Genomic DNA, 23,743 nt, shown 5'->3' on the forward strand with positions numbered 1-23,743 from the left:
CAAAAGTATCGGTTGATATTTTTGGAGGAGACGACTAGTGCTTTCGCCCGTGAGGTTGGGTGCCGCCCGGAAAAGCGGAGACGTGTCGCTGCAGACCTTGCCAGATTTGATCTCAAAGGAAGCACTTTCATGGCGCGCAACAAGATCGCACTTATCGGTTCCGGAATGATTGGCGGCACGCTGGCACATTTGGCCGGCCTCAAGGAACTGGGCGACATCGTTCTCTTCGACATCGCCGACGGCGTGCCCCAGGGCAAGGGCCTCGACATCGCGCAGTCCTCGCCCGTGGAAGGCTTCAATGCCAACCTGACCGGCGCCAGCGACTATGCAGCGATCGAAGGCGCCGACGTCTGCATCGTTACCGCCGGCGTTGCCCGCAAGCCCGGCATGAGCCGCGACGATCTGCTCGGCATCAACCTCAAGGTCATGGAACAGGTCGGCGCCGGCATCAAGAAATACGCCCCCAACGCCTTCGTCATCTGCATCACCAACCCGCTCGACGCAATGGTCTGGGCACTGCAGAAGTTCTCGGGCCTTCCCAGGAACATGGTCGTCGGCATGGCTGGTGTTCTCGATAGTTCGCGCTTCCGCCTGTTCCTCAGCCAGGAATTCAACGTGTCCGTCCAGGACGTCACCGCCTTCGTTCTCGGCGGCCATGGCGACACGATGGTTCCGCTCGCGCGCTACTCCACGGTCGGCGGCATTCCGCTGACGGACCTCGTCAAGATGGGCTGGGTGACCAAGGAGCGTCTCGAAGAGATCATCCAGCGCACCCGTGACGGCGGCGCCGAAATCGTCGGCTTGCTCAAGACCGGCTCGGCCTATTACGCTCCGGCTGCCTCCGCCATCGAGATGGCCGAATCCTTCCTCAAGGACAAGAAGCGCGTTCTGCCTTGCGCGGCCTATCTTTCCGGCCAGTACGGCGTCAACGACATGTATGTCGGCGTTCCCACCATCATCGGTGCCGGTGGCATCGAACGCATCATCGAAGTCGAGTTTACCAAGGCCGAACAGGAAGCCTTCGACAAGTCCGTGGCGGCCGTTGCCGGTCTTTGCGAAGCTTGCGTCGGCATCGCCCCGAGCCTGAAGTAATCTTTTCCGACATCAGACAGGAATATGTCCCATGAACATTCATGAATACCAGGCCAAGGCTCTCCTGAAGAGCTTTGGCGCACCGGTTGCCGAAGGTGTCGCGATCTTCTCGGCCGACGAGGCTGAAGCTGCGGCGAAGTCGCTTCCGGGCCCGCTTTACGTCGTCAAGAGCCAGATCCACGCTGGCGGCCGCGGCAAGGGCAAATTCAAGGAACTCGGCGCTGACGCCAAGGGCGGCGTGCGCCTGGCCAAGACCATCGAGGAAGCCGTTTCCCATTCGAAGGAAATGCTCGGCAACACGCTCGTCACCAAGCAGACCGGCGACGCCGGCAAGCAGGTGAACCGCCTCTACATCGAGGACGGCGCCGACATCGACCGCGAACTCTACCTCTCCATCCTCGTGGACCGCGCCGTCGGCCAGGTCTCCTTCGTGGTCTCCACGGAAGGCGGCATGGACATCGAAACCGTCGCGCACGACACGCCGGAAAAGATCATCAACGTCGCGATCGACCCGGTCGCCGGCGTGACGGCTGAGAACCTCGACGCCCTCACCTCCGCACTGAAGCTCGAAGGCGAAGCCAAGGCCGACGGCGAGCGTCTCTTCCCGATCCTCTACAAGGCCTTCGTCGAGAAGGACATGAGCCTGCTCGAGGTCAACCCGCTGATCGTCATGACCAACGGCCGCCTGCGCGTCCTCGACGCCAAGATGTCCTTCGACGGCAACGCACTGTTCCGCCACGAAGACGTCGTCGCGCTGCGTGACAAGACCGAGGAAGACGCCAAGGAAATCGAGGCGTCCAAGTACGACCTCGCTTATGTCGCCCTCGACGGCAACATCGGCTGCATGGTCAACGGTGCCGGCCTTGCCATGGCCACCATGGACATCATCAAGCTCTACGGCGCCGAGCCCGCGAACTTCCTCGACGTCGGTGGCGGTGCCACCAAGGAGAAGGTCACCGCGGCCTTCAAGATCATCACCGCCGATCCGGCCGTGAAGGGGATCCTGGTCAACATCTTCGGCGGCATCATGAAGTGCGACGTCATTGCCGAAGGCGTGATTGCAGCCGTGAAGGATGTCGGCCTCACCGTGCCGCTCGTCGTGCGCCTCGAAGGCACGAACGTCGACCTCGGCAAGAAGATCATCAACGAGAGTGGCCTCAACGTCATCTCGGCCGACGATCTCGACGACGCCGCCCAGAAGATCGTTGCTGCCGTGAAGGGTGCCTGAACAGATGAGTGATGCAAAAAAGACGGTCAATCGCCAGTCCTTCGGACCGAACGAAACCGACATCAACCTGTGCTACTTCGTCTGCTGGGACACCACACCGGACCTCGACGACGAGGCTGCCGATCGCTGGGCGCATTTCACGCATGACGAAGATGCCGTCGAGTTCTTCAAGCTGAAGTCGAAGGACGATACGCTGTACGTCTGGAAGGGCGAACTGGGCATTTCGGCGGCCGACAAGCAGTTCGACTGGTTCCACACCCACTGGTCGAAGAACCTCAACAGCCATCTTGGTGAGAAGTCGATAGCCGGCAAGGGTTACCGCTGGTCCAACGACGCCTTCGAAGAATTTGATTCCCTCGAATTCGAGGAAGAGGAAAACTGATCCATGTCCATTCTCATCAATAAAGATACCAAGATCCTCGTCCAGGGTCTGACGGGCAAGACCGGCACGTTCCACACCGAACAGGCGCTCGCCTATCACGGTACGCAGATGGTCGGCGGCATCAACCCGAAGAAGGGTGGCGAGACCTGGGAAGGCTCCAAGGGCGAAAAGCTGCCGATCTTCGCCACGGTTGCCGAAGGCAAGGAACAGACCGGCGCCGACGCGTCCGTCATCTACGTTCCCCCGGCCGGCGCTGCTGCCGCCATCATCGAGGCGATCGAAGCGGAAATCCCGCTGATCGTCTGCATCACCGAAGGCATTCCGGTTGCCGACATGGTCAAGGTCAAGGCGCGTCTCGATGCGTCGAAGTCCCGTCTGATCGGCCCGAACTGCCCCGGCGTCATGACGCCGAACGAGTGCAAGATCGGCATCATGCCGGGCAACATCTTCAAGAAGGGCTCCGTCGGCGTCCTCTCGCGTTCGGGCACGCTCACCTATGAAGCCGTGTTCCAGACGACCAACGAAGGCCTCGGCCAGACCACGGCCGTCGGCATCGGCGGCGACCCGGTCAAGGGCACCGAATTCATCGACGTGCTCGAAATGTTCCTGGCCGACGACGAGACCAAGTCGATCATCATGATCGGTGAAATCGGCGGCTCCGCCGAAGAAGAAGCCGCGCAGTTCCTGATGGACGAAGCCAAGCGTGGCCGCAAGAAGCCGATGGTCGGCTTCATCGCCGGCCGCACGGCACCTCCCGGCCGCACCATGGGCCATGCAGGCGCCGTGATCTCCGGCGGCAAGGGTGGCGCAGAAGACAAGATCGCCGCCATGGAACAGGCCGGCATCCGCGTTTCGCCCTCCCCGGCCCGCCTCGGCAAGACGCTGGTGGACGTCCTCAAGGGCTGATGCAACGTTTAAGGGACGGCCGGCCATTGGCGCCGGCCGTCCCTTGCCCCATCTAAGATGAAAGGCAGTCAAAGCCTCGCGCTGTGGTCCTGCCAAACAAATGACACGCATACGGCCGTATTGGATGGCCGTCGCAAAGTCGGCCCGGGATGGCGCATCGCATGTCCCCAAGGCCGCATCCAACAAGTCAGGAGGCGGACGGACAGGTCCGCGATAAAACCATGGCAAGGCAAGAGGCCAACGAGCAATTTCAACTGACGTCCTTTCTGGACGGCGCCAATGCGAGCTACATCGAGCAGCTCCACGCGCGCTATGAGGCGGACCCGTCGTCCGTCTCGGGCGAGTGGCAGTCCTTTTTCAAGGCGCTGGCCGACAATCCCGAAGACGTCGTGAAGGCCGCCAAGGGCGCCTCGTGGAAGAAGCCGAACTGGCCGCTGACGCCGCGCGACGACCTGACGTCGGCGCTCGACGGCGACTGGGGCACAGTCGAGAAGGTCATCGAGAAGAAGGTGCAGGCGAAGGCCGAAGCCAAGGCGGAAGCGACCGGCGTTGCCGCCACCCCCGCCGACATTCACCAGGCGACCCGCGACAGCATCCGCGCCATCATGCTCATCCGCGCCTATCGCATGCGCGGCCACCTGCATGCCAAGCTTGATCCGCTGCAGATCGCAGCCCCGGTCGAGGACTATCACGAACTGTCCCCGTCCAATTACGGCTTCGAAGCCGCCGACATGGACCGCAAGATCTTCCTCGATAACGTGCTGGGGCTCGAATATGCCTCGATGCGCGAAATCGTCGACATTCTGGAGCGGACCTACTGCTCGACGCTCGGCGTCGAGTTCATGCACATTTCCGATCCCGAGATCAAAGGCTGGATCCAGGAGCGCATCGAAGGCCCCGCAAAGGGCGTGGAGTTCACGCCGGAAGGCAAGAAGGCGATCCTTTCCAAGCTGATCGAGGCCGAAGGCTTCGAGCAGTTCATCGACGTGAAGTACAAGGGCACCAAGCGCTTCGGCCTCGACGGCGGCGAATCGCTCATTCCGGCGCTCGAACAGATCATCAAGCGCGGCGGCCAGGACGGGATGAAGGAAATCATCCTCGGCATGGCCCACCGTGGCCGCCTCAACGTTCTGACCAACGTCATGGGCAAGCCGCACCGCGCCGTGTTCCACGAGTTCAAGGGCGGCTCGGCCGCGCCTGACGACGTGGAAGGCTCCGGCGACGTGAAGTACCACCTCGGCGCCTCGTCGGACCGTGAGTTCGACGGCAACAAGGTTCACCTGTCGCTGACGGCCAACCCCTCGCACCTCGAAATCGTCAACCCCGTGGTCATGGGCAAGGCGCGCGCCAAGCAGGACCAGATGGCGACCACCTTCGAAGGCGACGTGATCCCGCTGAAGGAACGCTCCAAGGTCCTGCCGCTGCTGCTGCATGGCGATGCGGCCTTTGCAGGTCAGGGCGTCACCGCCGAAATCCTCGGTCTCTCCGGCCTGCGCGGCCACCGCGTCGGCGGCACGCTGCACTTCATCATCAACAACCAGATCGGCTTCACCACCAATCCGGCCTTCTCGCGCTCGTCGCCCTATCCGTCCGACGTCGCCAAGATGATCGAAGCGCCGATCTTCCACGTCAACGGCGACGATCCGGAAGCGGTGACCTATGCCGCCAAGATCGCCATCGAATTCCGGATGAAGTTCCACAAGCCGGTCGTGATCGACATGTTCTGCTACCGCCGCTTCGGCCATAACGAAGGCGACGAACCGTCCTTCACGCAGCCGAAGATGTACAAGGTCATCCGCGGCCACAAGACGGTCGTGCAGATCTATGGCGAACGCCTGATCGCCGAAGGCCTGATCACCGAAGGCGAACTGGAGAAGATGAAGGCCGACTGGCGCGCCCGTCTCGAACAGGAGTTCGAAGCCGGCCAGTCCTACAAGCCCAACAAGGCCGACTGGCTGGATGGTGCATGGTCGGGCCTGCGCACCGCCGACAATCAGGACGAACAGCGCCGCGGCAAGACCTCGGTGCCGATGAAGTCGCTGAAGGAAATCGGCCGCAAGCTCTCGGAAGTTCCGGAAGGCTTCAACGTCCATAAGACGATCCAGCGCTTCATGGACAACCGCGGCAACATGATCCAGACGGGCGAAGGCATCGACTGGGCGATGGCGGAGGCGCTGGCCTTCGGATCGCTCGTCGTCGAAGGCACGAAGATCCGCCTGTCGGGCCAGGATTGCGAGCGCGGCACGTTTTCGCAGCGCCACACCGTGCTCTACGATCAGCAGACCGAAGAGCGCTATATCCCGCTCGCCAATCTTGCGCCTACCCAGGCGCGCTACGAGGTCATCAACTCGATGCTGTCGGAAGAAGCCGTCCTCGGCTTCGAATACGGCTATTCGCTCGCTCGTCCGAATGCGCTGACGCTGTGGGAAGCCCAGTTCGGCGACTTCGCCAACGGTGCGCAGGTCGTCTTCGACCAGTTCATCTCCTCGGGCGAACGCAAGTGGCTGCGCATGTCGGGCCTCGTCTGCCTGCTGCCGCACGGCTATGAGGGCCAGGGTCCGGAGCACTCCTCCGCCCGCCTCGAGCGCTGGCTGCAGATGTGCGCGGAAGACAACATGCAGGTCGTCAACGTCACGACGCCGGCAAACTACTTCCACGTGCTGCGCCGCCAGATGAAGCGCGACTTCCGCAAGCCGCTGATCATCATGACGCCGAAGTCTCTGCTGCGTCACAAGCGCGCCATTTCCAGCCTGTCGGAAATGGCCGGGGAGACCTCGTTCCACCGCCTGCTGTGGGACGATGCGGAGGTCATCAAGGACGGCCCGATCAAGCTCCAGAAGGATGCGAAGATCCGCCGTGTCGTGCTCTGCTCGGGCAAGGTCTATTACGACCTGCTGGAAGAGCGCGAAAAGCGCGGCATCGACGACATCTACCTTCTGCGCCTGGAACAGCTCTATCCGTTCCCGGCCAAGGCGCTGATCAACGAGCTCAGCCGCTTCCGCAATGCGGAGATGGTCTGGTGCCAGGAAGAGCCCAAGAACATGGGGTCGTGGTCGTTCATCGATCCCTATCTCGAATGGGTTCTGGCGCACATCGATGCCAAGTACCAGCGGGTGCGCTACACCGGCCGCCCGGCCGCAGCCTCGCCGGCAACAGGCCTGATGTCGAAGCATCTGGCCCAGCTTGCCGCCTTCCTCGAAGACGCGCTCGGAGGCTGACGCGTCGATATGGGCATCCTCTCCACCACGCCAGTCTGGATCGGACGGACCGCTGCATCGGCAGCGGTTCTCACCCGTCTGGCGGCGTGGCTGGACTGTCAGCCCGATACCGGTCTGCCTCATGGCCGGTCCCGTGGGCGGAACGCCGTTCCGCCGCGGTCTGCTTCCCCCCTTCTTCCCTTTTCAGGCGCGACTGACCGGTCCGGCAGCAACGCCCGCAACATCAGGACGTTTTAACAATGGCAACCGAAATCCGCGTGCCCACCCTGGGTGAATCCGTCAGCGAAGCCACGATCGGCACCTGGTTCAAGAAGGTCGGCGATACTGTGAACGCCGACGAGCCGCTGCTCGAACTCGAAACCGACAAGGTCACCATCGAAGTCCCCGCGCCGTCTTCCGGCACGCTGTCGGAAATCGTTGCCAAGGAAGGCGAAACCGTCGGCCTCGGCGCGCTCCTCGGCCAGATCGCAGAAGGTGCGGGCGCGAGCGCCCCCGCTGCCAAGCCTGCCGAAGCCGCGGCTCCTGCACCGGCCGCGGAAAAGCCTGCCGCCGAAGCGCCGGCTGCGTCGTCCGCCCCCTCCTCCTCCATGCCGCCCGCTCCCGCTGCCGCCAAGATGCTGGCCGAGAACAATGTACAGGCTGCCGACGTCGATGGCTCCGGCAAGCGTGGCCAGGTCCTGAAGGGCGACGTGATCGCCGCCGTCAACCGCGGCCTTCAGGCACCGGCAGCGCCTGCCGAACAGGCGAAGGCCCCGGCACGCGGCCCCTCGAACGCGGCCGACGCACCACGCGAAGAGCGTGTGAAGATGACGCGTCTGCGCCAGACCATCGCCAAGCGCCTCAAGGACGCCCAGAATACCGCCGCCATGCTGACCACCTACAACGAGGTGGACATGAAGGCTGTCATGGACCTGCGCACCAAGTACAAGGACGTCTTCGAGAAGAAGCACGGCGTGAAGCTCGGCTTCATGGGCTTCTTCACCAAGGCCGTGACGCACGCACTGAAGGAACTGCCGGCCGTCAACGCCGAGATCGACGGCACGGATCTGGTCTACAAGAACTTCTGCCACGTCGGCATGGCCGTCGGCACGGACAAGGGCCTCGTCGTGCCCGTTATCCGCGATGCGGACCAGATGTCGATCGCCCAGATCGAGAAGGAACTCGGCCGCCTCGCCAAGGCTGCCCGTGACGGCTCGCTCTCGATGGCCGACATGCAGGGCGGCACCTTCACCATCACCAATGGCGGCGTCTACGGCTCGCTGATGTCCTCGCCGATCCTCAATGCCCCGCAGTCCGGCATTCTCGGCATGCACAAGATCCAGGATCGTCCGGTCGTCGTCGGCGGCCAGATCGTCATCCGCCCGATGATGTATCTCGCGCTCTCTTACGATCACCGCATCGTCGACGGCAAGGAAGCCGTGACCTTCCTCGTCCGCGTCAAGGAAAGCCTCGAAGATCCGGAACGCCTCGTTCTCGATCTCTAAGACTCGGATCATGAGGCCTGCCCGCAAGGGCGGGCCTTTCGCCTGACCGAAAGATGCCTGCATGGAACCGACCGTGATTGCCACCTCGCCCTTTCCAGCGCTCGTCGCCTGGAGCGCGGTGCTGCTCGTCTTCCAGATCTGCCTGCATAGCACGCTGGTGACCCGCGAACTCGGGTCCGGCTGGAATGCAGGCCCGCGCGACGACAACGAGCAGCCGAGAGACGTGCTTGCGGGCCGGGCTGGCCGGGCGTCGAAGAACCTTCGGGAAACCTATCCGGCCTTCGTCGGCCTAGCTCTCGGTCTCGCCATCGCCGGCGACCCCTCGGGCTGGGGTCTCATCGGTGCCTGGATCTGGTTTGCCTGCCGCATCGTCTACATCCCGCTCTACCTCGCGGGCATCCCCTATATCAGGTCCCTCGTCTGGCTCGGCGCTCTTTCCGGCCTCGGCCTGATGGGCCTCGCTCTGGTCTTCTGAGGACGCTATCGTTCCGGGCGGCCTGGGTTGCCCGAACCTTTTTCCCTGCCCGAAGCTGCAGGCACCGACCGGAGACGCATGATGGAACTGTCCGTGCATCCCTATCTCTTCGAACTCGCCTCGTTGATGGCGATCTTCGCCTTCGCGATCGTCTCGCCCGGCGCCGATCTCGCCATGGTCATGCGGCAATCCATCCTGCACGGACGCCGCTCGGCGATCCTCACCTCCTTCGGCGTCGGCACATCGCTGATGGTCCACGTCACCTATACGATCCTCGGTCTCGGTCTCGTCATCTCGCAGTCGATCACCCTGTTCAACATCGTCAAATGGTGCGGCGTCGCCTACCTGCTCTACATTGGCATCAAGGCTCTGAAGGCAAAGCCGGCGGACACGCCCGATGCGGCTGCAATGGCAGCGCCGGAGCCTGCCGCCCGCGGCCCGCAATCCGCCTTCAAGGCCTTCGGTCTCGGCTTTGCCGCCAATGCGCTGAACCCGAAGCCCGTCTTCTTTTTCCTGTCGATCTTCTCGACGGTGGTCAGCACGCAGACGCCGGTCGCGGTCAAGTTCGGTTATGGCCTCGTCATGGCGAGTTGCCTCATCCTGTGGTTCGTGGCCGTCAGCCTGTTCATGACGACACCCGCCATGCGCGCCCGCTTCGCCCGCATCAGCCACTGGATCGACCGCGCCAGCGGCATGGTTTTCATCGCGCTCGGCCTGAAACTCGCAACCGAGAAGGCAGCCTGAACCCATCGGCTCCTCTCGACACGTACATCCGGTAGCCGCTGAGCGGCCGCCACGGTCAACATCGGCAGCCGGGACAGGCTGCGCACGGAAGGACAGTATCCATGGCTTATGACGTCGTTATCATCGGAACCGGCCCCGGCGGCTACGTCGCCGCCGTCAAGGCAGCCCAGCTCGGCCTGAAGGTCGCCGTCGTCGAAAAGCGTGCCACCTATGGGGGCACCTGCCTCAACATCGGCTGCATTCCCTCCAAGGCGCTGCTGCACGCCTCCGAGATGTTCCACGCCGCCGGGCACCTGGACAGCCTCGGCATCGAGGTCGAAGCCCCGCGCCTCAACCTGCCGAAGATGATGGAACACAAGGACGCGACGGTAAAGTCGAACGTCGAAGGCGTCGCCTTCCTGTTCAAGAAGAACAAGATCGACGCCATCCAGGGCACCGGCCGCATCGCCGGTGCTGGCAAGGTCGTCGTCACCAATGACGCCGGCGAAGAGCAGACGATCGAGACCAAGAACATCGTCATCGCCACCGGCTCCGACGTCGCCGGCATTCCCGGCGTTCCCGTCGAGATCGACGAAACGGTCATCGTCTCCTCCACCGGCGGCATCGCGCTCGAAAAAATGCCCGGCACCATGGTCGTGGTCGGCGGCGGCGTGATCGGGCTTGAGCTCGGCTCGGTCTGGGCACGCCTCGGCGCACAGGTCACCGTGGTCGAATATCTCGATAACATCCTCGGCGGCATGGATGGCGAAGTCTCCAAGCAGTTCCACCGCATCCTCGCCAAGCAGGGCATCACCTTCAACCTTGGCGCCAAGGTCACCGGCGTCGCGCGCGAGGGCGACGGCGCGACCGTGACCTTCGAACCCGTCAAGGGTGGCGAGGCGCAGACGATTTCGGCCGACGTGGTTCTCGTGGCAACCGGCCGCAAGCCCTACACGGCCGGTCTCGGCCTCGAGGAAGCGGGCGTCGCGCTCGACAATCGCGGCCGCGTCGAGATCGACGGCCACTTCAAGACGAATGTCGAAGGCATCTACGCCATCGGCGACGTCGTGCGCGGCCCGATGCTCGCCCACAAGGCGGAAGACGAAGGCGTGGCGCTGGCCGAAATTCTTGCGGGCCAGGCGGGCCACGTGAATTACGATGTCATCCCCGGCGTCGTCTACACCCAGCCGGAAGTCGCCTCCGTCGGCAAGACCGAGGAAGAGCTGAAGAGCGCTGGCATCGCCTACAAGGTCGGCAAGTTCCCCTTCACCGCCAACGGCCGCGCGCGCGCCATGCAGGCCGTCGATGGCTTCGTGAAGATCCTCGCCGACAAGGAAACCGACCGCGTTCTCGGCGGCCACATCATCGGCTTCGGCGCCGGCGAGATGATCCACGAGATCGCCGTCCTCATGGAATTCGGCGGCTCCTCCGAAGACCTCGGCCGCACCTGCCACGCCCACCCCACCATGTCGGAAGCCGTCAAGGAAGCAGCGCTGGCGACCTTCTTCAAGCCGATCCACATGTAAGGAATGTGCGACCGGTCTCGGCCGGAAGTGTCCTTTCCAAATGCAAAAAGCGGGCGTCGTCAGGCGCCCGCTTTTTGCATTCAAGGTCCGATACGCTCAGACGCTCAGGCAGAGATACTTCACCTCGATATAGTCCTCGATCCCGTATTTCGAGCCTTCCCGGCCTTGGCCGGACTGCTTGATACCGCCGAAGGGGGCGACTTCGGTGGAAATCAGGCCGGTGTTGATGCCGACCATGCCGTATTCCAGTTCTTCCGCCACGCGGAAGATCCGGGATATATCGCGGGCATAAAAGTAAGCGGCCAGCCCGAATTCCGTGTCGTTGGCCATGGCGATGACATCCTCTTCCGTCTCGAACCGGAAGAGCGGCGCGACGGGGCCAAAGGTCTCCTCGCGGGCGAGTTTCATGTCCGGTGTGACGTCGGTGAGGATCGTTGGCTGGAAGAACAACGCGCCCTTGTCCGTGTCCCGCGCACCGCCGACGGCGATGAAGGCTCCCTTGGAGACCGCGTCGGCGATGTGATCCTCGACCTTGGCCAGCGCCTTTTCCGAGATCAGCGGGCCGGCACTGACATCCGGCTCGAACCCGCCACCAACCTTGATGGCCCGCACCTTGGCGGCAAGCTTTTCGGCAAAGGCGTCGTAGACGCTGGCCTGCACATAGAGCCGGTTGGCGCAGACGCAGGTCTGCCCGTTGTTCCGGTATTTCGACACCATCGCGCCTTCGACCGCCGCATCGAGATCGGCATCCTCGAAGACGATGAAGGGCGCGTTGCCCCCCAGCTCCAGCCCGAGCTTCATCACCTGCCCCGCCGACTGCCGGAACAGGATCTTGCCGACATTCGTCGATCCGGTGAACGTCAGCTTGCGCACCTTGTCGCTCTCGCACATCTCCAGCCCGACGGATGCCGAATCGGTCGACAGGATGACGCTGAAGAGCCCTGAGGGAAGGCCCGCCCGCTCGGCAAGGATCGCGAGTGCCAAGGCCGACAGCGGCGTCTCGGCGGCAGGCTTCGACACGATAGCGCAGCCAGCGGCCAGCGCCGGCGCGACTTTTCGGGCAAGCATCGCGTTCGGGAAATTCCAAGGCGTGATGGCCGCGACGACACCGATCGGATGCTTGACGACGATGATACGCTTGTCCGGCTGGTGGCCGGGGATCGTGTCGCCATAAACGCGCTTGGCCTCTTCACCGAACCACTCGACATAGGACGCGCCGTAGAGCACCTCGCCCTTCGCCTCGGCCAGCGGCTTGCCCATCTCGGTCGTGAGGATGATGGCGAGGTCGTCAGCATTGGCGACCAGAAGATCGTATAGCCGGCGCAGGATCTGCGCGCGGTCCTTGCCGGTCTTCCGGGCCCAGGCCTTCTGCGCCTTGTGAGCGGCGGCAATGGCCTGCGCCGTCTCGGTGCGCCCCATGTCGGGAAGCGTGGCGACATGGACGCCGGTTGCCGGGTCGCGCACGTCGAACGTCTTGCCGTCGGCAGAAGCCACCACCCAATCGGCGCCGATCAGCGCCTTGTCGGTCGCAAGGCTCGGGTCTTTCAGCTTGGCGAGAAGGTCCGGTGATAGGCTCATTGTCAGTCTCCCTTGACGCAATCGCGCAGCGTATCTTCGAGGATATCGAGCGCTTCGGTGAAGATATGATCCTGGATGGTGATCGGCGAGAGAAAACGGATGACATTTCCATAAACACCGCAGGTGAGCAGGATCAGCCCCTTCTCCAGCGCCCGCAGCCGGACCCTGTTCGTGAAATCGGCATCCGGCGTCGCGGTGCCCGGCACGTTGAACTCCACGGCATTCATGAAGCCCGGTCCCCGGATATCGACAATCTGCGGCACGAAATCCTTGAACGACTGCAGCCGCTGCTTCAGCCGCGCACCCAACTGTTCGGCGCGGGCGCAAAGATCCTCGTCGGCGATGACGTCAAGCACGGCGAGGCCCGCCGCGATGCCGATCGGGTTACCGCCATAGGTGCCGCCGAGGCCACCCGGACCCGGTGCGTCCATGATGTCGGCGCGCCCGGTGACGGCCGCGATCGGAAATCCGCCGCCCAGCCCCTTGGCCATGGTCGTAATATCGGCAACGACCGGATAATGCTCCATGGCAAACATGCGCCCGGTGCGGGCAAAGCCGGTCTGCACCTCGTCGGCGATCAGCAGGATACCATGCCGGTCGGCAATCTCGCGCAGTGCGATCATCAGCGCCTTCGGCACCTCGTAGAAGCCGCCTTCGCCCTGCACCGGCTCGATGATGAAGGCCGCGACCCGTGCCGGGTCCACATCCGCCTTGAACAGCCGGTCGAGCACGGCCAGCGACGCCTCCACCGTCATACCATGCAGCTCGGCGGGAAAGGGAACGTGGAACACGTCCGGCATCATGGCGCCGAAGCCCGCCTTGTAGGGCGCCACCTTGCCGGTCAGCGCCATACCCATGAACGTCCGGCCGTGAAAGCCGCCGGAGAACGCGATGACGGCGGAACGCTTCGTTGCCGCCCGGGCGATCTTCACGGCATTCTCGACAGCTTCGGCACCTGTGGTCGCGAAAACCGTCTTCTTCTCGAAATCGCCGGGCACCAGCGCATTCAGCCGTTCGGCGAGACGCACATAATTCTCGTAGGGCACGACCTGATGGCAGGTGTGGGTAAAGCGATCGAGCTGGTCCTTGACCGCGGCGATGACGCGCGGGTGCCGGTGACCGGTGTTGACGACGGCGATACCGGCCGCGAAATCGATGTAGCGCTTCCCCTCGATGTCCCAGATCTCCGCATTCTCCGCCCGCTCGGCATAGACCTGCGTGGTCACACCCACGCCGCGCGATATGGCAGCGCCGCGACGTTCGGCGACTTCGAGATTCAACATGGCATCATCCCCTCTGGCAACAGGCGCCCGCGCGCCTAAAGAAATTACCTATATTTTTTCTGTAGAGTTTGCAATCCCGTTTCCACGGGCTATGAGAGGCCTCACGCGCACTTAGGCCTACGGATATGGACGACATTCGCTTCAAGATCACGGAAGCCGCCCGCATGGCCGGCGTGTCCGCCTCGACGCTGCGTCTCTGGGAAAGTCAGGGGCTGATCGAGCCCCTGCGATCCGCGACAGGCCAGCGCCTCTTCGACCAGACGCTCATGGACCGGCTGAAGACCATCGGCTGGCTGCGCACGGAGAAGGGCCTCAACCCGGCCGCCATCCGCGAGGTCCTGAAGGATGAGGGCGAGACGGCCGCTCCGATGGAGACACAGACCGCACCGGACGAGGGCGACGCAGCGCTCGCCATCGGCCCGAAGATCCGCCATCTCCGCCGCCAGGCCGGGCGAACGCTGCAGAGCGTCGCGGACGAGACCGGCATTGCCCTGTCCCTCCTCTCCTCCTTCGAGCGGATCTCCCAAGGACTATCCCTGCCGGCGCTCCACGCGCTGGCGGCCTGCTTCGGGACGACGCTGGCGGTCCTCTCCGGCCAGGAAGGTGGCGATCACCGACAATCACTCGTGCGCGCCGGTCAATGGACCGCCTGGCCCGCGACCGCCTCCGGCGTCAGCATCCAGCCTTTGGCGGAAGGTCGGCACCAGATGGAGTGCCACCGCTTCGTCCTCGCCCCCGGTGCCTCCAGCGAGGGCGCCTACCTGCATGACGGCGAGGAATTTCTCCATGTCCTCCAGGGGAGAATGCAGATCGTACTCGACGGCGACCAGTTCTTCGATCTGACGGCCGGCGACAGCTTCTACTTCGAGAGCACCCGCTTCCACGCCTGGCGCAACCTGCACGAGGCCGAGACCGTGCTGATCTGGATCAACACGCCCGCAACCTTCTGATCAGCCGAGCACCTTCACGAGGGTACCCTTGCGCGCGAAGGCGAGGATGCGCCGCATGGCGGGCAGGCTGACGGCGATGCAGCCTTCCGTCGGCTGGTAGCCGGGGCGGATGAGATGGAAGAAGATCGCCGATCCCCCATTGCGGCGGCGAACGCGCATGTTCCAGTCCATCACCAGACAGACATCGTAGAGCCCATCGCTCCGCATCATCGTCTCGTGACGACCGGCAAAGGGGGCAGAGACCGGCCGGTTGTAGCACGCGTGATCCGGCGCATCGCACCAGAGCATGTCGCCCCGCGTTCGCTTCAGGAAAAGGCGTGTGGCCGGCGGCACGGTGCGGTCGGCCCTGACATAGCCATCGATCAGCGGCATGGCCGCAATCGGCGTCGCACCATCGCCCTCGCGCTTGCGCGCTGTCATGCCACCACGCCCGATCGCCGCCTGCTCCGTCCGTCCGGCAAACGATACCAGCGCCCGGCAGCGGTTCCCCGGTGCCGCTCTCACCGTGATCGTGCCAGGGGATGGACGCGGTTTCGGGGGAATCTTGCGCATGAGGCTCACAGGAAAGTGCATGGGTCGTGATGGTGCAGTGCCATCATGCCATGTTAGCAAGGTTTCGTCAGCGAAGGGACGCCATGCTTGCCATAGAATATGGTTTTCGCTGATAGCCCTCTCGCGAAGGGAACGCCGGGATGACCGATTTCCGGCGTGAAGCGGGCCTCCTCGGCCTGCAGAGTGCCGGCTTGGCTTGCCCGAGTGCTTGCCAAGTCCGATGCGAGAGCTAATTTACGTCAGACGCCTAGGAGGAAGTCCAACATGTCATCCCGCACCATTCTGCTCGTCGACGATGATGACGTGTTGCGCCAGACGCTGGTCGAGCAGCTGTCGCTCTACGAGGAATTCGTCATTCTGCAGGAGGCGACGGCCAGCAAGGGCGTACAGGCGGCGCGAACCGCAACGGTTTCGCTGCTGATCATGGATGTCGGCCTGCCGGACATGGATGGCCGCGAGGCCGTGAAGCTCCTGCGCAAGGGCGGCTTCAAGGCGCCGATCATCATGCTCACCGGCCACGACACCGATTCCGACACGATCCTCGGGCTGGAAGCCGGCGCCAACGACTATGTCACCAAGCCGTTCCGCTTCGCCGTCCTGCTGGCCCGCATCCGCGCCCAGCTGCGCCAGCACGAGCAGAGCGAGGACGCGACCTTCACCGTCGGCCCCTATACGTTCAAGCCCAGCCAGAAGCTGCTGACGCTCGAAAACGGGCAGAAGATCCGCCTGACGGAAAAGGAAGCGGCCATCATCCGCTATCTCTACCGCGCCGACCAGAAGGTGGTGACGCGCGATGTGTTGCTGGAGGAAGTCTGGGGCTACAATTCCGGCGTCACCACGCACACGCTGGAGACCCACGTCTATCGTCTCCGCCAGAAAATCGAGCGCGACCCTTCCAATGCCGAGATTTTGGTGACAGAAAATGGCGGCTACAAGATCGTCCCATAAGGCCGGCTGACGATCGGCCGTCCGCGTGCGGACGGCAACGGATCGGAGAGCCCCTTGGCGCTGAACGACGATATCGCCCTTCTCTCCATCGTGCCGCTGTTTGCGGATATCGATGACGAAAAGCTTCGCCTCGTCGCATTCGGCGCCGAACGCCGCCGGCTGGTGCGTGGCCAGCAGCTGTTTCGCGAAGGTGCGCCTGCCGATTGCGCCTATGCGGTCGCCGCCGGACGCCTGGCGCTGACCCGGGCGACGGCGAGCGGCGGCATCGAGACCATCGCCAATGTCGGCCGCGGCACGCTCCTTTCCGAACTCGCAATGATCTCACTGGTGGAGCGCAAGTTCACCGCGACGGCCGAGGTCGAGACCGAGGTCATCCGCATCACCCGGCCGCTCTTCCACCGCATGCTGGAGGAGTATCCCGACGTCGCCGCCCTCGTCGACAAGCGCATCCGCGACAATCTCAACGCCATGATCCGCCGCGTCGGCAAGCTCGCTCCGCGCTTTCTCTGATCCGCCGTTTCCCTCAGAGGTCGAAGGTCGCAATCACAGGCACGTGGTCGGACGGACGCTCCCAGCCGCGGGCTTCCTTGATGATATCGACCTGCCGCAGATGCGCGGAGAGATCGGCGGACGACCAGATATGGTCGAGGCGACGGCCGCGGTCGGCAGCTTCCCAGTCCTTGGCGCGATAGCTCCACCAAGTATAGAGCTTTTCCGGCGAGGGCGTGTGCTGGCGCATCAGGTCCACCCAGGCGCCGCCCGTCATGATGGCGGTCAGCCCTTCGGTCTCGATCGGCGTATGGCTGACGATCTTCAGAAGCTGCTTGTGAGACCAGACATCGTGTTCGAGCGGCGCGACGTTGAGATCGCCGACGAGGATCGAGGACACGCCGGCGTCCGCCTCCGCATGCAGCAGCTTCATCTCCTCGAGGAAATCGAGCTTGTGGCCGAACTTCTTGTTGATGGTCCGGTCCGGCTCGTCACCCCCGGCCGGCACATAGAAATTGTGCAGGCGGATGCGCTTGAGCCCATGCGTGAAGACCACAGAGAGATGCCGCGCATCGCCGACGCCGCAATAGTCCCGCCGGTCCACGAGTTCCGTCAGCGGCAGCCGCGAGAGCGTGGCGACGCCGTGATAGCCCTTCTGCCCGTGCATCGCCATGTGTCCATAGCCCAGCGCCTCGAAAGCCTTCACCGGGAAGAGATCGTTCGGGCACTTGGTCTCCTGCAGGCAGAGAATGTCGGGCTGAAACCGCACGAGGAAATCCGACACCAGCGGCATACGCAGACGAACGGAATTGATGTTCCAGGTTGCGATCGACAAAGTCATGATGTGCCTTCCGGAATGCGAAAAAGGTCCCGCGGGAACGGGACCTTCAACCAGTCCCATCCGGGACCTTTAATCCATTTTAAGCGCGCGCGACAAGCACGACGGCAGATGCCTACTTGCGGATCTCGTCGTAAGGGATCCGGAAGACGGCATCGTCCATCGGCATGCCGGTCTTCACGTTGAAGATCATCACGGACGTATCCTTCTTCTGCGGATCGGTGATCGTCCACTGGCGAAGGTCGTAGGTCTTCGGATCGAACATCATGGTGATGGTGCTGTCGCCGAAGATCGAGCGGTCGCCGAGCACGATCGTGATCAGGTCCGTCTCTTCCTTCACGTCGCGCACGGTCTTGCCCGAGAGGTCGATGGAATTGGACAGAAGCAGGTTCAGCGGCGTCTTCGACAAGGGATAGAGATCCCAGGTCTTGAGCTTCTGGTTGCCGATGACGACCGACTTGCCGTCGGCAATGACGCGCATCGGCGACGGCGCCTCATAGTTAAAGCGGATGCGCCCCGGACGGCTGATGAAAAACTTGCCGCCCGTCTGCTCGCCGCGCGGGCCGAACTGGACGAACTCGCCGCTCATCGTCTTCACCGATGCGAAGTGATCGGCGATCTTCTGCGCCGTACCGGTCGACTGCGCCGCGGCCGGGTCGAGCGGAAGCCCGATGGTCGCCAGCACGCCGAAAACCGCCACGCCTGCCACGAAGGTGCGCCGCGACAGGAGCGACCGATCCGCCTGTCCAGTCCTGTCGGTCGTTCGTGTCTCTGTCATGGGAAACTCCTGTTGAATCACTGCGTGATGTGGCGCGCAACTGCGGCACCTTCAAGACCTCGCGGGACAAGACCTAACCGAGACAAGACGTGCAGGCCAGCCGCGAGCCTCGTCACCACCGCATGGGGCGGAGATGTCGGCCTCGCCCAAAGGCCAGGACCGGTCGCCGTCAGCGTCCGGTGATCTCGTCTTCCGTCGGCACGAGGATCTCGCGCTTGCCGGCATGGTTGGCCGCGCCGATGATGCCTTCCTTTTCCATGCGCTCGATCAGCGAGGCCGCCCGGTTGTAGCCGATGCCGAGACGGCGCTGGACATAGGAGGTCGAGGCCTTGCCGTCCCGCAGGACGATCGCCACGGCCTGGTCGTAAGGATCGTCGGACTCCGCCAGGTTGCCGGTGCCGGCCGGTCCGCCCCCACTGCCGCCCTCGTCGTCCTCGCCATCGTCCTCAGTGATCGCATCGAGATAGTCCGGCGATCCTTGCGTCTTCAGGTAGGAGACGATCTGCTCGACCTCGTTGTCCGAAACGAAGGGCCCATGGACACGCTGGATGCGCCCGCCGCCGGCCATGTAGAGCATGTCGCCCTGCCCCAGCAGCTGTTCGGCGCCCTGCTCGCCGAGAATGGTGCGGCTGTCGATCTTCGACGTCACCTGGAAGGAAATGCGGGTCGGGAAGTTCGCCTTGATCGTGCCGGTGATGACATCGACGGACGGACGCTGCGTTGCCATGATCACATGGATGCCGGCGGCACGCGCCATCTGGGCCAGCCGCTGCACGGCCCCTTCGATGTCCTTGCCGGCCACCATCATGAGGTCGGCCATCTCGTCGATGATCACGACGATATAGGGCATCGGCTGCAGATCGAACTCTTCCGTCTCGTAGGTCGCCTCGCCGGTCTGGCGATCGAAGCCGGTCTGCACCGTGCGGCTGATCGCCTCGCCCTTCTCCAGCGCCTGCTCGACGCGGGAGTTGAAGCCGTCGATATTGCGAACGCCGATCTTCGACATCTTCTTGTAGCGCTCTTCCATCTCGCGCACCGTCCATTTCAGCGCCACGACGGCCTTCTTCGGATCGGTTACCACGGGCGAGAGCAGGTGCGGGATGCCGTCATAGACGGAGAGTTCGAGCATCTTCGGGTCGATCATGATCAGCCGGCACTGGTCCGGCGTCATGCGGTAGAGAATGGACAGGATCATCGTGTTGATCGCAACCGACTTGCCCGAGCCGGTGGTACCGGCGACGAGCAGATGCGGCATCTTGGCGATATCGGTGATGACAGGCTCGCCGCCGATCGTCTTGCCGAGCGCCATGGCGAGCTTCGCCTTGCTGCCTTCGAAGTCTCTGGAACCAATCAATTCGCGCAGGTAGACCGTCTCGCGGCGCTGGTTCGGCAGCTCGATACCGATAGCGTTGCGTCCCGGCACGACGGCGACGCGGGCGGCGATTGCACTCATCGAGCGGGCGATATCGTCGGCAAGGCCGATGACGCGGGAGGACTTGATGCCCGGTGCCGGCTCCAGTTCGTAGAGCGTGACGACGGGTCCCGGACGGACATGGATGATCTCACCCTTGACGCCGAAGTCTTCGAGCACGCCTTCCAGCATACGGGCGTTCTGCTCCAGCGCATCCGCCGAGAGCGTCGCATCGCGCACGACGTTCTTCGGCTCGCTCAGGAACTCGAGCGGCGGCAGGGTAAAGGTACCGTCCCCATTGCCGCGCCGCTCGAACGCCGTTTCCGGAGCGCGCGGCCGCGGCTGTGCGGCAACGACGCGGCTGGGAACGGGCGCGCGCCGGGGAGCGGGAGCCGAATGCATGTCGTCATCGCCGGAGAGAAGGCCCGACGGCAGCATATCCGCGTCGTCCGCATCGTCCTCGTCTTCCGAATCATCCGTATCGAAGCCGGGATCGCGGCGCGGCGTGGCAGGACCATCGAGCGAAGGCTCGACCCGCACGGCGGACTTGCGCCGCACCGGCTCGTTCAGCGTGCCGAACTCGTCGTCGTTGAAATCATAAGGCTCGTCGAAATCCCGCTCTGCTGCCGGCGCGCGGCGGGCAAGACCGAAGAGGCGGCGGAAACGGGCCTGTGTCGTATAGCGCATATGCGTGAAGGCGCCGGCGAGGAACATGACGAACCCGCCGCCCGTCTCGTCGTCCTCGATCTCCTCGCGCACGGTCTTCGCCTTGCTGGGCGTGACGACCGGCACTTCCTCCTCGTCGGGATCGGCAACGCCGAAAAGGCCGGCGGCATAAACGAGGAAGACGGTTGCGGGAATGGCGATGATCGAGCCGAGCACGGTGGCGAAGGTGCCGGTCGGATACTCCCCGGTAATCAGCGCCGGCAGGCGCAGGATCATGTCGCCGAACACGCCGCCGAGACCGTTCGGCAAAGGCCAGGTGACGGGTGCCGGCACGCAAGACAGCGCCGCAGCGGCGAGAACCGAGCCGACGAACCAGCAGGCGCCGCGCTTGATGATCTTGTCGAACGGCTTGTTGCCGATGAGAACCAGCGCCCAGGCCAGCACGGGCAGCAGCGCCACGACGCTGCCGATCCCGAAGAACTGCATCATCCCGTCGGCAAAGGCCGCGCCGCCCGTGCCGAGGATGTTGGTCGGCGGGTTGGCCGTGGCATAGGAAAAGCTGGGGTCAGCGACGTTCCAGGTGGAAAGGGCGGCAACCGCCGCCATCAGCAGCGCAAACAGCGTGTAACCGGCAAGCGCCACCGACTGGCGCCACACGAATGCCGACAGCACGAACCTGCCGGACCGGGTGTCGAATGCCGCCTGATTGCTTCTTGCCATGGAAAAATCTGCCTGTCCTGATCGCCGAAGCGCCCCGATCGTCCGAAACGCCCCGATCGTCTGAAAGAAAAGGCGCCCCAGCCCGCAGGGTAGGCAGAGAGGGTTAAAGGTCCATTAACCATGCCCGCCTGAATGGCACGGGCCGGCCAAAATCGACGTGTGACCCGTCCTGACCCTACAGGACCGCCTGATCGCCGATGCCGAGCGCCCGCTGCGCATCCCGCACCCGCTCCGGCGCATCCGCCAGCTTGTAGCCAGCCTCAACGAGCCGCGTCGTGTGGATCTTGTTGTAGATGAACGCCCAGATGATGCCGACGATGAACCAGCCGAGACCGACGCCGATGAAGCCGGCGATCATGCCCACGACGATCATGCCGAGCCCGAGCCCCACATCGCCTCGCAGCAGCGCCGGAATGCCGCCGAAGAAGAGACTGGTCCAGCTGAAGCCGTAATATCCGATCTTCGTGATGCCGGTGGCGGGATGTTGCAGGCGGATCGCAGTGGCCATGATGCCCTCTTTTAGAAAAACCGGAAGTTGAAAATATTTCCCCGCGAAGTCAATCGGCAACGCGCATGCCGTGGGGAAAATCGCGGACGCCGAAAGCCTGCCGGAGAACAGAGGACCCGCCAAGGAACCGCCAGAACGGGAAAAGCCCGGCAGATGACTGCCGGGCTTGACGAACCTGCGCCTGAGGCGGGTTGGAGACCGGCTTTCGGCCGATCTCCCGCGAAGCGCTTACGAGTGGTAGGCAGCTTCGCCATGGCTTGCGAGGTCGAGACCTTCGCGCTCGGCTTCCACCGGTACGCGCAGGCCGACGATGACGTCCACGAGCTTGTAGAGGATCGCCGAACCGATGCCGCACCAGATGATGGTGATGCCGACGGCCTTGATCTGCGTGACGACCTGAGCACCCATGGTGATGCCTTCGGCATAGCCGATGCCGCCCAGCGAGGCGCTGGCGAAGACGCCGGTTGCGATGGCGCCGAAGATGCCGCCGACGCAGTGAACGCCGAAGACGTCAGCCGTGTCGTCGTAACCGAACTTGTTCTTCACGACCGAGACGAAGAAGTAGCAAAGCGGCGAGACCACGAGGCCGAGAACGATGGCACCCATGGGGCCGACGATGCCGGCAGCCGGGGTGACGGCAACGAGGCCGGCAACCATGCCCGAAGCGCCGCCGAGCATGGAGGCCTTGCCGCGGGTGAAGGTTTCCACGATCGACCAGGAAACGATGGCAGCTGCCGTCGCGACGAAGGTGTTGACCGTTGCGAGCATTGCGCCGCCGGACGCTTCGAGGTTGGAACCGGCGTTGAAGCCGAACCAGCCGACCCAGAGCATGGATGCACCGACCATCGTCAGAGTCATCGAATGCGGGGCCATCATGTCCTTGCCGAAGCCGGTGCGCTTGCCGACCATAATGGCGCCGAGGAGACCGGCAACACCAGCATTGATGTGCACGACCGTGCCGCCTGCGAAGTCAAGCGCGCCCATCTTGAAGAGGAGGCCGTTGGCATCCCAGACCATATGTGCGACCGGGAAGTACACGAACGTGACCCAGAGGGCGCAGAACAGGACGGCAGCCGAGAACTTGATGCGTTCGGCAAACGCGCCGACGATGAGGGCGGGCGTGATGGCCGCGAACGTCATCTGGAAGACCACGAAGATGTATTCGGGAATGACGACGCCGGCGGAGAAGGTCGCCGCCGTGGAGTCCTTGGTTACGCCCGAAAGGAACATCTTGGCGGTGCCGCCCCAGTAGGCGCTCTCGGATCCGCCGAAGGCGAAGGAGTAGCCATAGGTGACCCAGATGAGCATGACGGTGGCGCCGATGACGGTGCACTGCATGAGAACCGACAGCATGTTCTTGGTGCGCACCAGGCCGCCGTAGAACAGGGCGAGGCCGGGGATGAGCATGAAGAGGACCAGGATGGTCGAGACGAACATGAAGGCGGTGTCGCCCTTGTCCGGAACGGGCAGAGCAGCTGCCGTTTCGGCAACGGCCGGCACCGCGGTGTCCTGGGCAAATGCGACAACCGGCGCCAGGAAGGCGGCCGTTGCGGCACCGAAGCGCCCGAGGGTTGTCGAGAATGTGTGAGATGTCATGTGAAGAAAGCTCCCTCTAACAGCCGTTGCTTACAGCGCTTCTGAATCGGTTTCGCCGGTACGAATGCGCACCGCATGGTCAATGGAGTAGACGAAGATCTTGCCGTCGCCGATCTGGCCGGTCTTGGCGGAAGACGCGATCGCTTCGACGGCCTTGTCCACGATCTCGGAGGCGACGGCGATTTCGATCTTGAGCTTCGGCAGGAAGCTGACGGCGTATTCGGTGCCGCGGTAGATTTCAGTATGCCCCTTCTGGCGGCCGTAGCCCTTCACTTCCGTAACGGTCAGGCCCTGGATTCCGACGGCGGTGAGCGCTTCACGAACCTCATCGAGCTTGAACGGCTTGATAATGGCCATCACAATTTTCATCTGGTTTCCCATCCTTGTTCATC

The 23,743-nt window shown here is 63.6% G+C and carries 21 protein-coding genes; 12 read left to right on the forward strand and 9 right to left on the reverse strand.

The window, feature by feature from the left end; genetic code table 11:
- Positions 1–129: 129 nt before the first annotated feature.
- From mdh to lpdA, 9 genes are all read left to right on the forward strand, one after another.
- Complete coding sequence (gene mdh / locus G8E10_RS09890; RefSeq protein ID WP_132664739.1) at positions 130–1,092, forward strand: malate dehydrogenase; 963 nt, start codon at positions 130–132, stop codon at positions 1,090–1,092.
- A gap of 31 nt (positions 1,093–1,123) precedes the next feature.
- Positions 1,124–2,320, forward strand: coding sequence for an ADP-forming succinate--CoA ligase subunit beta (gene sucC / locus G8E10_RS09895; RefSeq protein WP_110729904.1), 1,197 nt, complete (start codon positions 1,124–1,126; stop codon positions 2,318–2,320).
- A 4-nt stretch (positions 2,321–2,324) separates the two neighbouring features.
- Positions 2,325–2,702, forward strand: coding sequence for a hypothetical protein (locus tag G8E10_RS09900; protein WP_110729903.1), 378 nt, complete (start codon positions 2,325–2,327; stop codon positions 2,700–2,702).
- Between the two features lie 3 nt (positions 2,703–2,705).
- Positions 2,706–3,608, forward strand: a complete 903-nt coding sequence (sucD, locus tag G8E10_RS09905; protein WP_132448682.1) for a succinate--CoA ligase subunit alpha — start codon at positions 2,706–2,708, stop codon at positions 3,606–3,608.
- Between the two features lie 221 nt (positions 3,609–3,829).
- The gene (locus G8E10_RS09910) at positions 3,830–6,826 is read left to right on the forward strand and encodes a 2-oxoglutarate dehydrogenase E1 component (protein WP_110735427.1); all 2,997 of its coding nucleotides are present in this window, start codon (positions 3,830–3,832) and stop codon (positions 6,824–6,826) included.
- 239 nt (positions 6,827–7,065) lie between these two features.
- Positions 7,066–8,310: a 2-oxoglutarate dehydrogenase complex dihydrolipoyllysine-residue succinyltransferase gene (gene odhB / locus G8E10_RS09915; RefSeq protein ID WP_167128422.1), complete on the forward strand. Its 1,245-nt coding sequence runs from the start codon at positions 7,066–7,068 to the stop codon at positions 8,308–8,310.
- Positions 8,311–8,371: 61 nt separating this feature from the next.
- Positions 8,372–8,785: an MAPEG family protein gene (locus G8E10_RS09920; RefSeq protein ID WP_167128425.1), complete on the forward strand. Its 414-nt coding sequence runs from the start codon at positions 8,372–8,374 to the stop codon at positions 8,783–8,785.
- A 93-nt stretch (positions 8,786–8,878) separates the two neighbouring features.
- Positions 8,879–9,529: a LysE family transporter gene (locus G8E10_RS09925; RefSeq protein ID WP_167128827.1), complete on the forward strand. Its 651-nt coding sequence runs from the start codon at positions 8,879–8,881 to the stop codon at positions 9,527–9,529.
- A gap of 101 nt (positions 9,530–9,630) precedes the next feature.
- Positions 9,631–11,034 carry a dihydrolipoyl dehydrogenase gene (lpdA, locus tag G8E10_RS09930; protein WP_167128428.1) on the forward strand — a complete coding sequence of 468 codons (1,404 nt, stop codon included), beginning with the start codon at positions 9,631–9,633 and terminating at the stop codon, positions 11,032–11,034.
- Positions 11,035–11,130: 96 nt separating this feature from the next.
- Here the strand turns inward: lpdA and G8E10_RS09935 are convergent, their stop codons facing one another.
- Both G8E10_RS09935 and G8E10_RS09940 read right to left on the reverse strand, forming a co-directional pair.
- On the reverse strand, positions 11,131–12,612 hold the full coding sequence (locus tag G8E10_RS09935) for an NAD-dependent succinate-semialdehyde dehydrogenase (protein WP_167128431.1): 1,482 nt from the start codon (positions 12,610–12,612) through the stop codon (positions 11,131–11,133).
- Between the two features lie 2 nt (positions 12,613–12,614).
- Positions 12,615–13,895, reverse strand: coding sequence for a 4-aminobutyrate--2-oxoglutarate transaminase (locus G8E10_RS09940; protein ID WP_167128434.1), 1,281 nt, complete (start codon positions 13,893–13,895; stop codon positions 12,615–12,617).
- 125 nt (positions 13,896–14,020) lie between these two features.
- Between G8E10_RS09940 and G8E10_RS09945 the strand changes: the two genes are divergently transcribed.
- Positions 14,021–14,845 (forward strand): MerR family transcriptional regulator, encoded by an 825-nt coding sequence (locus G8E10_RS09945; RefSeq protein ID WP_167128437.1) that lies wholly within the window; start codon positions 14,021–14,023, stop codon positions 14,843–14,845.
- On the opposite strand, the gene G8E10_RS09950 is transcribed toward G8E10_RS09945, so the two are convergent.
- Positions 14,846–15,397: a L,D-transpeptidase family protein gene (locus G8E10_RS09950; RefSeq protein WP_167128440.1), complete on the reverse strand. Its 552-nt coding sequence runs from the start codon at positions 15,395–15,397 to the stop codon at positions 14,846–14,848.
- Between the two features lie 264 nt (positions 15,398–15,661).
- On the opposite strand from G8E10_RS09950, the gene G8E10_RS09955 reads away from it, so the two are divergent.
- Both G8E10_RS09955 and G8E10_RS09960 read left to right on the forward strand, forming a co-directional pair.
- The gene (locus G8E10_RS09955; RefSeq protein WP_110729894.1) at positions 15,662–16,345 is read left to right on the forward strand and encodes a response regulator transcription factor; all 684 of its coding nucleotides are present in this window, start codon (positions 15,662–15,664) and stop codon (positions 16,343–16,345) included.
- Between the two features lie 54 nt (positions 16,346–16,399).
- Positions 16,400–16,855, forward strand: a complete 456-nt coding sequence (locus G8E10_RS09960) for a cyclic nucleotide-binding domain-containing protein (protein WP_110729893.1) — start codon at positions 16,400–16,402, stop codon at positions 16,853–16,855.
- A gap of 13 nt (positions 16,856–16,868) precedes the next feature.
- Here G8E10_RS09960 and G8E10_RS09965 read toward each other — a convergent pair whose 3' ends face one another.
- The 6 genes from G8E10_RS09965 to G8E10_RS09990 all read right to left on the reverse strand — a co-directional run bounded on the left by G8E10_RS09965 (position 16,869) and on the right by G8E10_RS09990 (position 23,732).
- Positions 16,869–17,675 carry an exodeoxyribonuclease III gene (locus tag G8E10_RS09965; RefSeq protein ID WP_110801011.1) on the reverse strand — a complete coding sequence of 269 codons (807 nt, stop codon included), beginning with the start codon at positions 17,673–17,675 and terminating at the stop codon, positions 16,869–16,871.
- Between the two features lie 112 nt (positions 17,676–17,787).
- Positions 17,788–18,450 carry an outer membrane lipoprotein carrier protein LolA gene (locus G8E10_RS09970; RefSeq protein WP_110729891.1) on the reverse strand — a complete coding sequence of 221 codons (663 nt, stop codon included), beginning with the start codon at positions 18,448–18,450 and terminating at the stop codon, positions 17,788–17,790.
- A 169-nt stretch (positions 18,451–18,619) separates the two neighbouring features.
- A complete protein-coding gene (locus G8E10_RS09975; protein ID WP_167128443.1) occupies positions 18,620–21,247 on the reverse strand; it encodes an FtsK/SpoIIIE family DNA translocase in 2,628 nt (875 codons plus the stop codon).
- Between the two features lie 175 nt (positions 21,248–21,422).
- Positions 21,423–21,755, reverse strand: a complete 333-nt coding sequence (locus G8E10_RS09980) for a hypothetical protein (RefSeq protein ID WP_110729889.1) — start codon at positions 21,753–21,755, stop codon at positions 21,423–21,425.
- 228 nt (positions 21,756–21,983) lie between these two features.
- Positions 21,984–23,351, reverse strand: coding sequence for an ammonium transporter (locus tag G8E10_RS09985; protein ID WP_167128446.1), 1,368 nt, complete (start codon positions 23,349–23,351; stop codon positions 21,984–21,986).
- Between the two features lie 30 nt (positions 23,352–23,381).
- The gene (locus tag G8E10_RS09990) at positions 23,382–23,732 is read right to left on the reverse strand and encodes a P-II family nitrogen regulator (RefSeq protein WP_018328583.1); all 351 of its coding nucleotides are present in this window, start codon (positions 23,730–23,732) and stop codon (positions 23,382–23,384) included.
- Between the last annotated feature and the right edge of the window lie 11 nt (positions 23,733–23,743).

This window comes from Ferranicluibacter rubi (genome assembly GCF_011603255.1).
Lineage (GTDB): Bacteria > Pseudomonadota > Alphaproteobacteria > Rhizobiales > Rhizobiaceae > Ferranicluibacter > Ferranicluibacter rubi.

Coding starts and splice junctions, on each gene's coding strand:
- mdh (WP_132664739.1), top strand. CDS start 130: ATGGCGCGCAACAAGATCGCACTTATCGGTTCCGGAATGATTGGCGGC.
- sucC (WP_110729904.1), top strand. CDS start 1,124: ATGAACATTCATGAATACCAGGCCAAGGCTCTCCTGAAGAGCTTTGGC.
- G8E10_RS09900 (WP_110729903.1), top strand. CDS start 2,325: ATGAGTGATGCAAAAAAGACGGTCAATCGCCAGTCCTTCGGACCGAAC.
- sucD (WP_132448682.1), top strand. CDS start 2,706: ATGTCCATTCTCATCAATAAAGATACCAAGATCCTCGTCCAGGGTCTG.
- G8E10_RS09910 (WP_110735427.1), top strand. CDS start 3,830: ATGGCAAGGCAAGAGGCCAACGAGCAATTTCAACTGACGTCCTTTCTG.
- odhB (WP_167128422.1), top strand. CDS start 7,066: ATGGCAACCGAAATCCGCGTGCCCACCCTGGGTGAATCCGTCAGCGAA.
- G8E10_RS09920 (WP_167128425.1), top strand. CDS start 8,372: ATGGAACCGACCGTGATTGCCACCTCGCCCTTTCCAGCGCTCGTCGCC.
- lpdA (WP_167128428.1), top strand. CDS start 9,631: ATGGCTTATGACGTCGTTATCATCGGAACCGGCCCCGGCGGCTACGTC.
- G8E10_RS09935 (WP_167128431.1), bottom strand. CDS start 12,612: ATGAGCCTATCACCGGACCTTCTCGCCAAGCTGAAAGACCCGAGCCTT.
- G8E10_RS09940 (WP_167128434.1), bottom strand. CDS start 13,895: ATGTTGAATCTCGAAGTCGCCGAACGTCGCGGCGCTGCCATATCGCGC.
- G8E10_RS09945 (WP_167128437.1), top strand. CDS start 14,021: ATGGACGACATTCGCTTCAAGATCACGGAAGCCGCCCGCATGGCCGGC.
- G8E10_RS09950 (WP_167128440.1), bottom strand. CDS start 15,397: ATGCGCAAGATTCCCCCGAAACCGCGTCCATCCCCTGGCACGATCACG.
- G8E10_RS09955 (WP_110729894.1), top strand. CDS start 15,662: ATGTCATCCCGCACCATTCTGCTCGTCGACGATGATGACGTGTTGCGC.
- G8E10_RS09965 (WP_110801011.1), bottom strand. CDS start 17,675: ATGACTTTGTCGATCGCAACCTGGAACATCAATTCCGTTCGTCTGCGT.
- G8E10_RS09970 (WP_110729891.1), bottom strand. CDS start 18,450: ATGACAGAGACACGAACGACCGACAGGACTGGACAGGCGGATCGGTCG.
- G8E10_RS09975 (WP_167128443.1), bottom strand. CDS start 21,247: ATGGCAAGAAGCAATCAGGCGGCATTCGACACCCGGTCCGGCAGGTTC.
- G8E10_RS09980 (WP_110729889.1), bottom strand. CDS start 21,755: ATGGCCACTGCGATCCGCCTGCAACATCCCGCCACCGGCATCACGAAG.
- G8E10_RS09985 (WP_167128446.1), bottom strand. CDS start 23,351: ATGACATCTCACACATTCTCGACAACCCTCGGGCGCTTCGGTGCCGCA.
- G8E10_RS09990 (WP_018328583.1), bottom strand. CDS start 23,732: ATGGGAAACCAGATGAAAATTGTGATGGCCATTATCAAGCCGTTCAAG.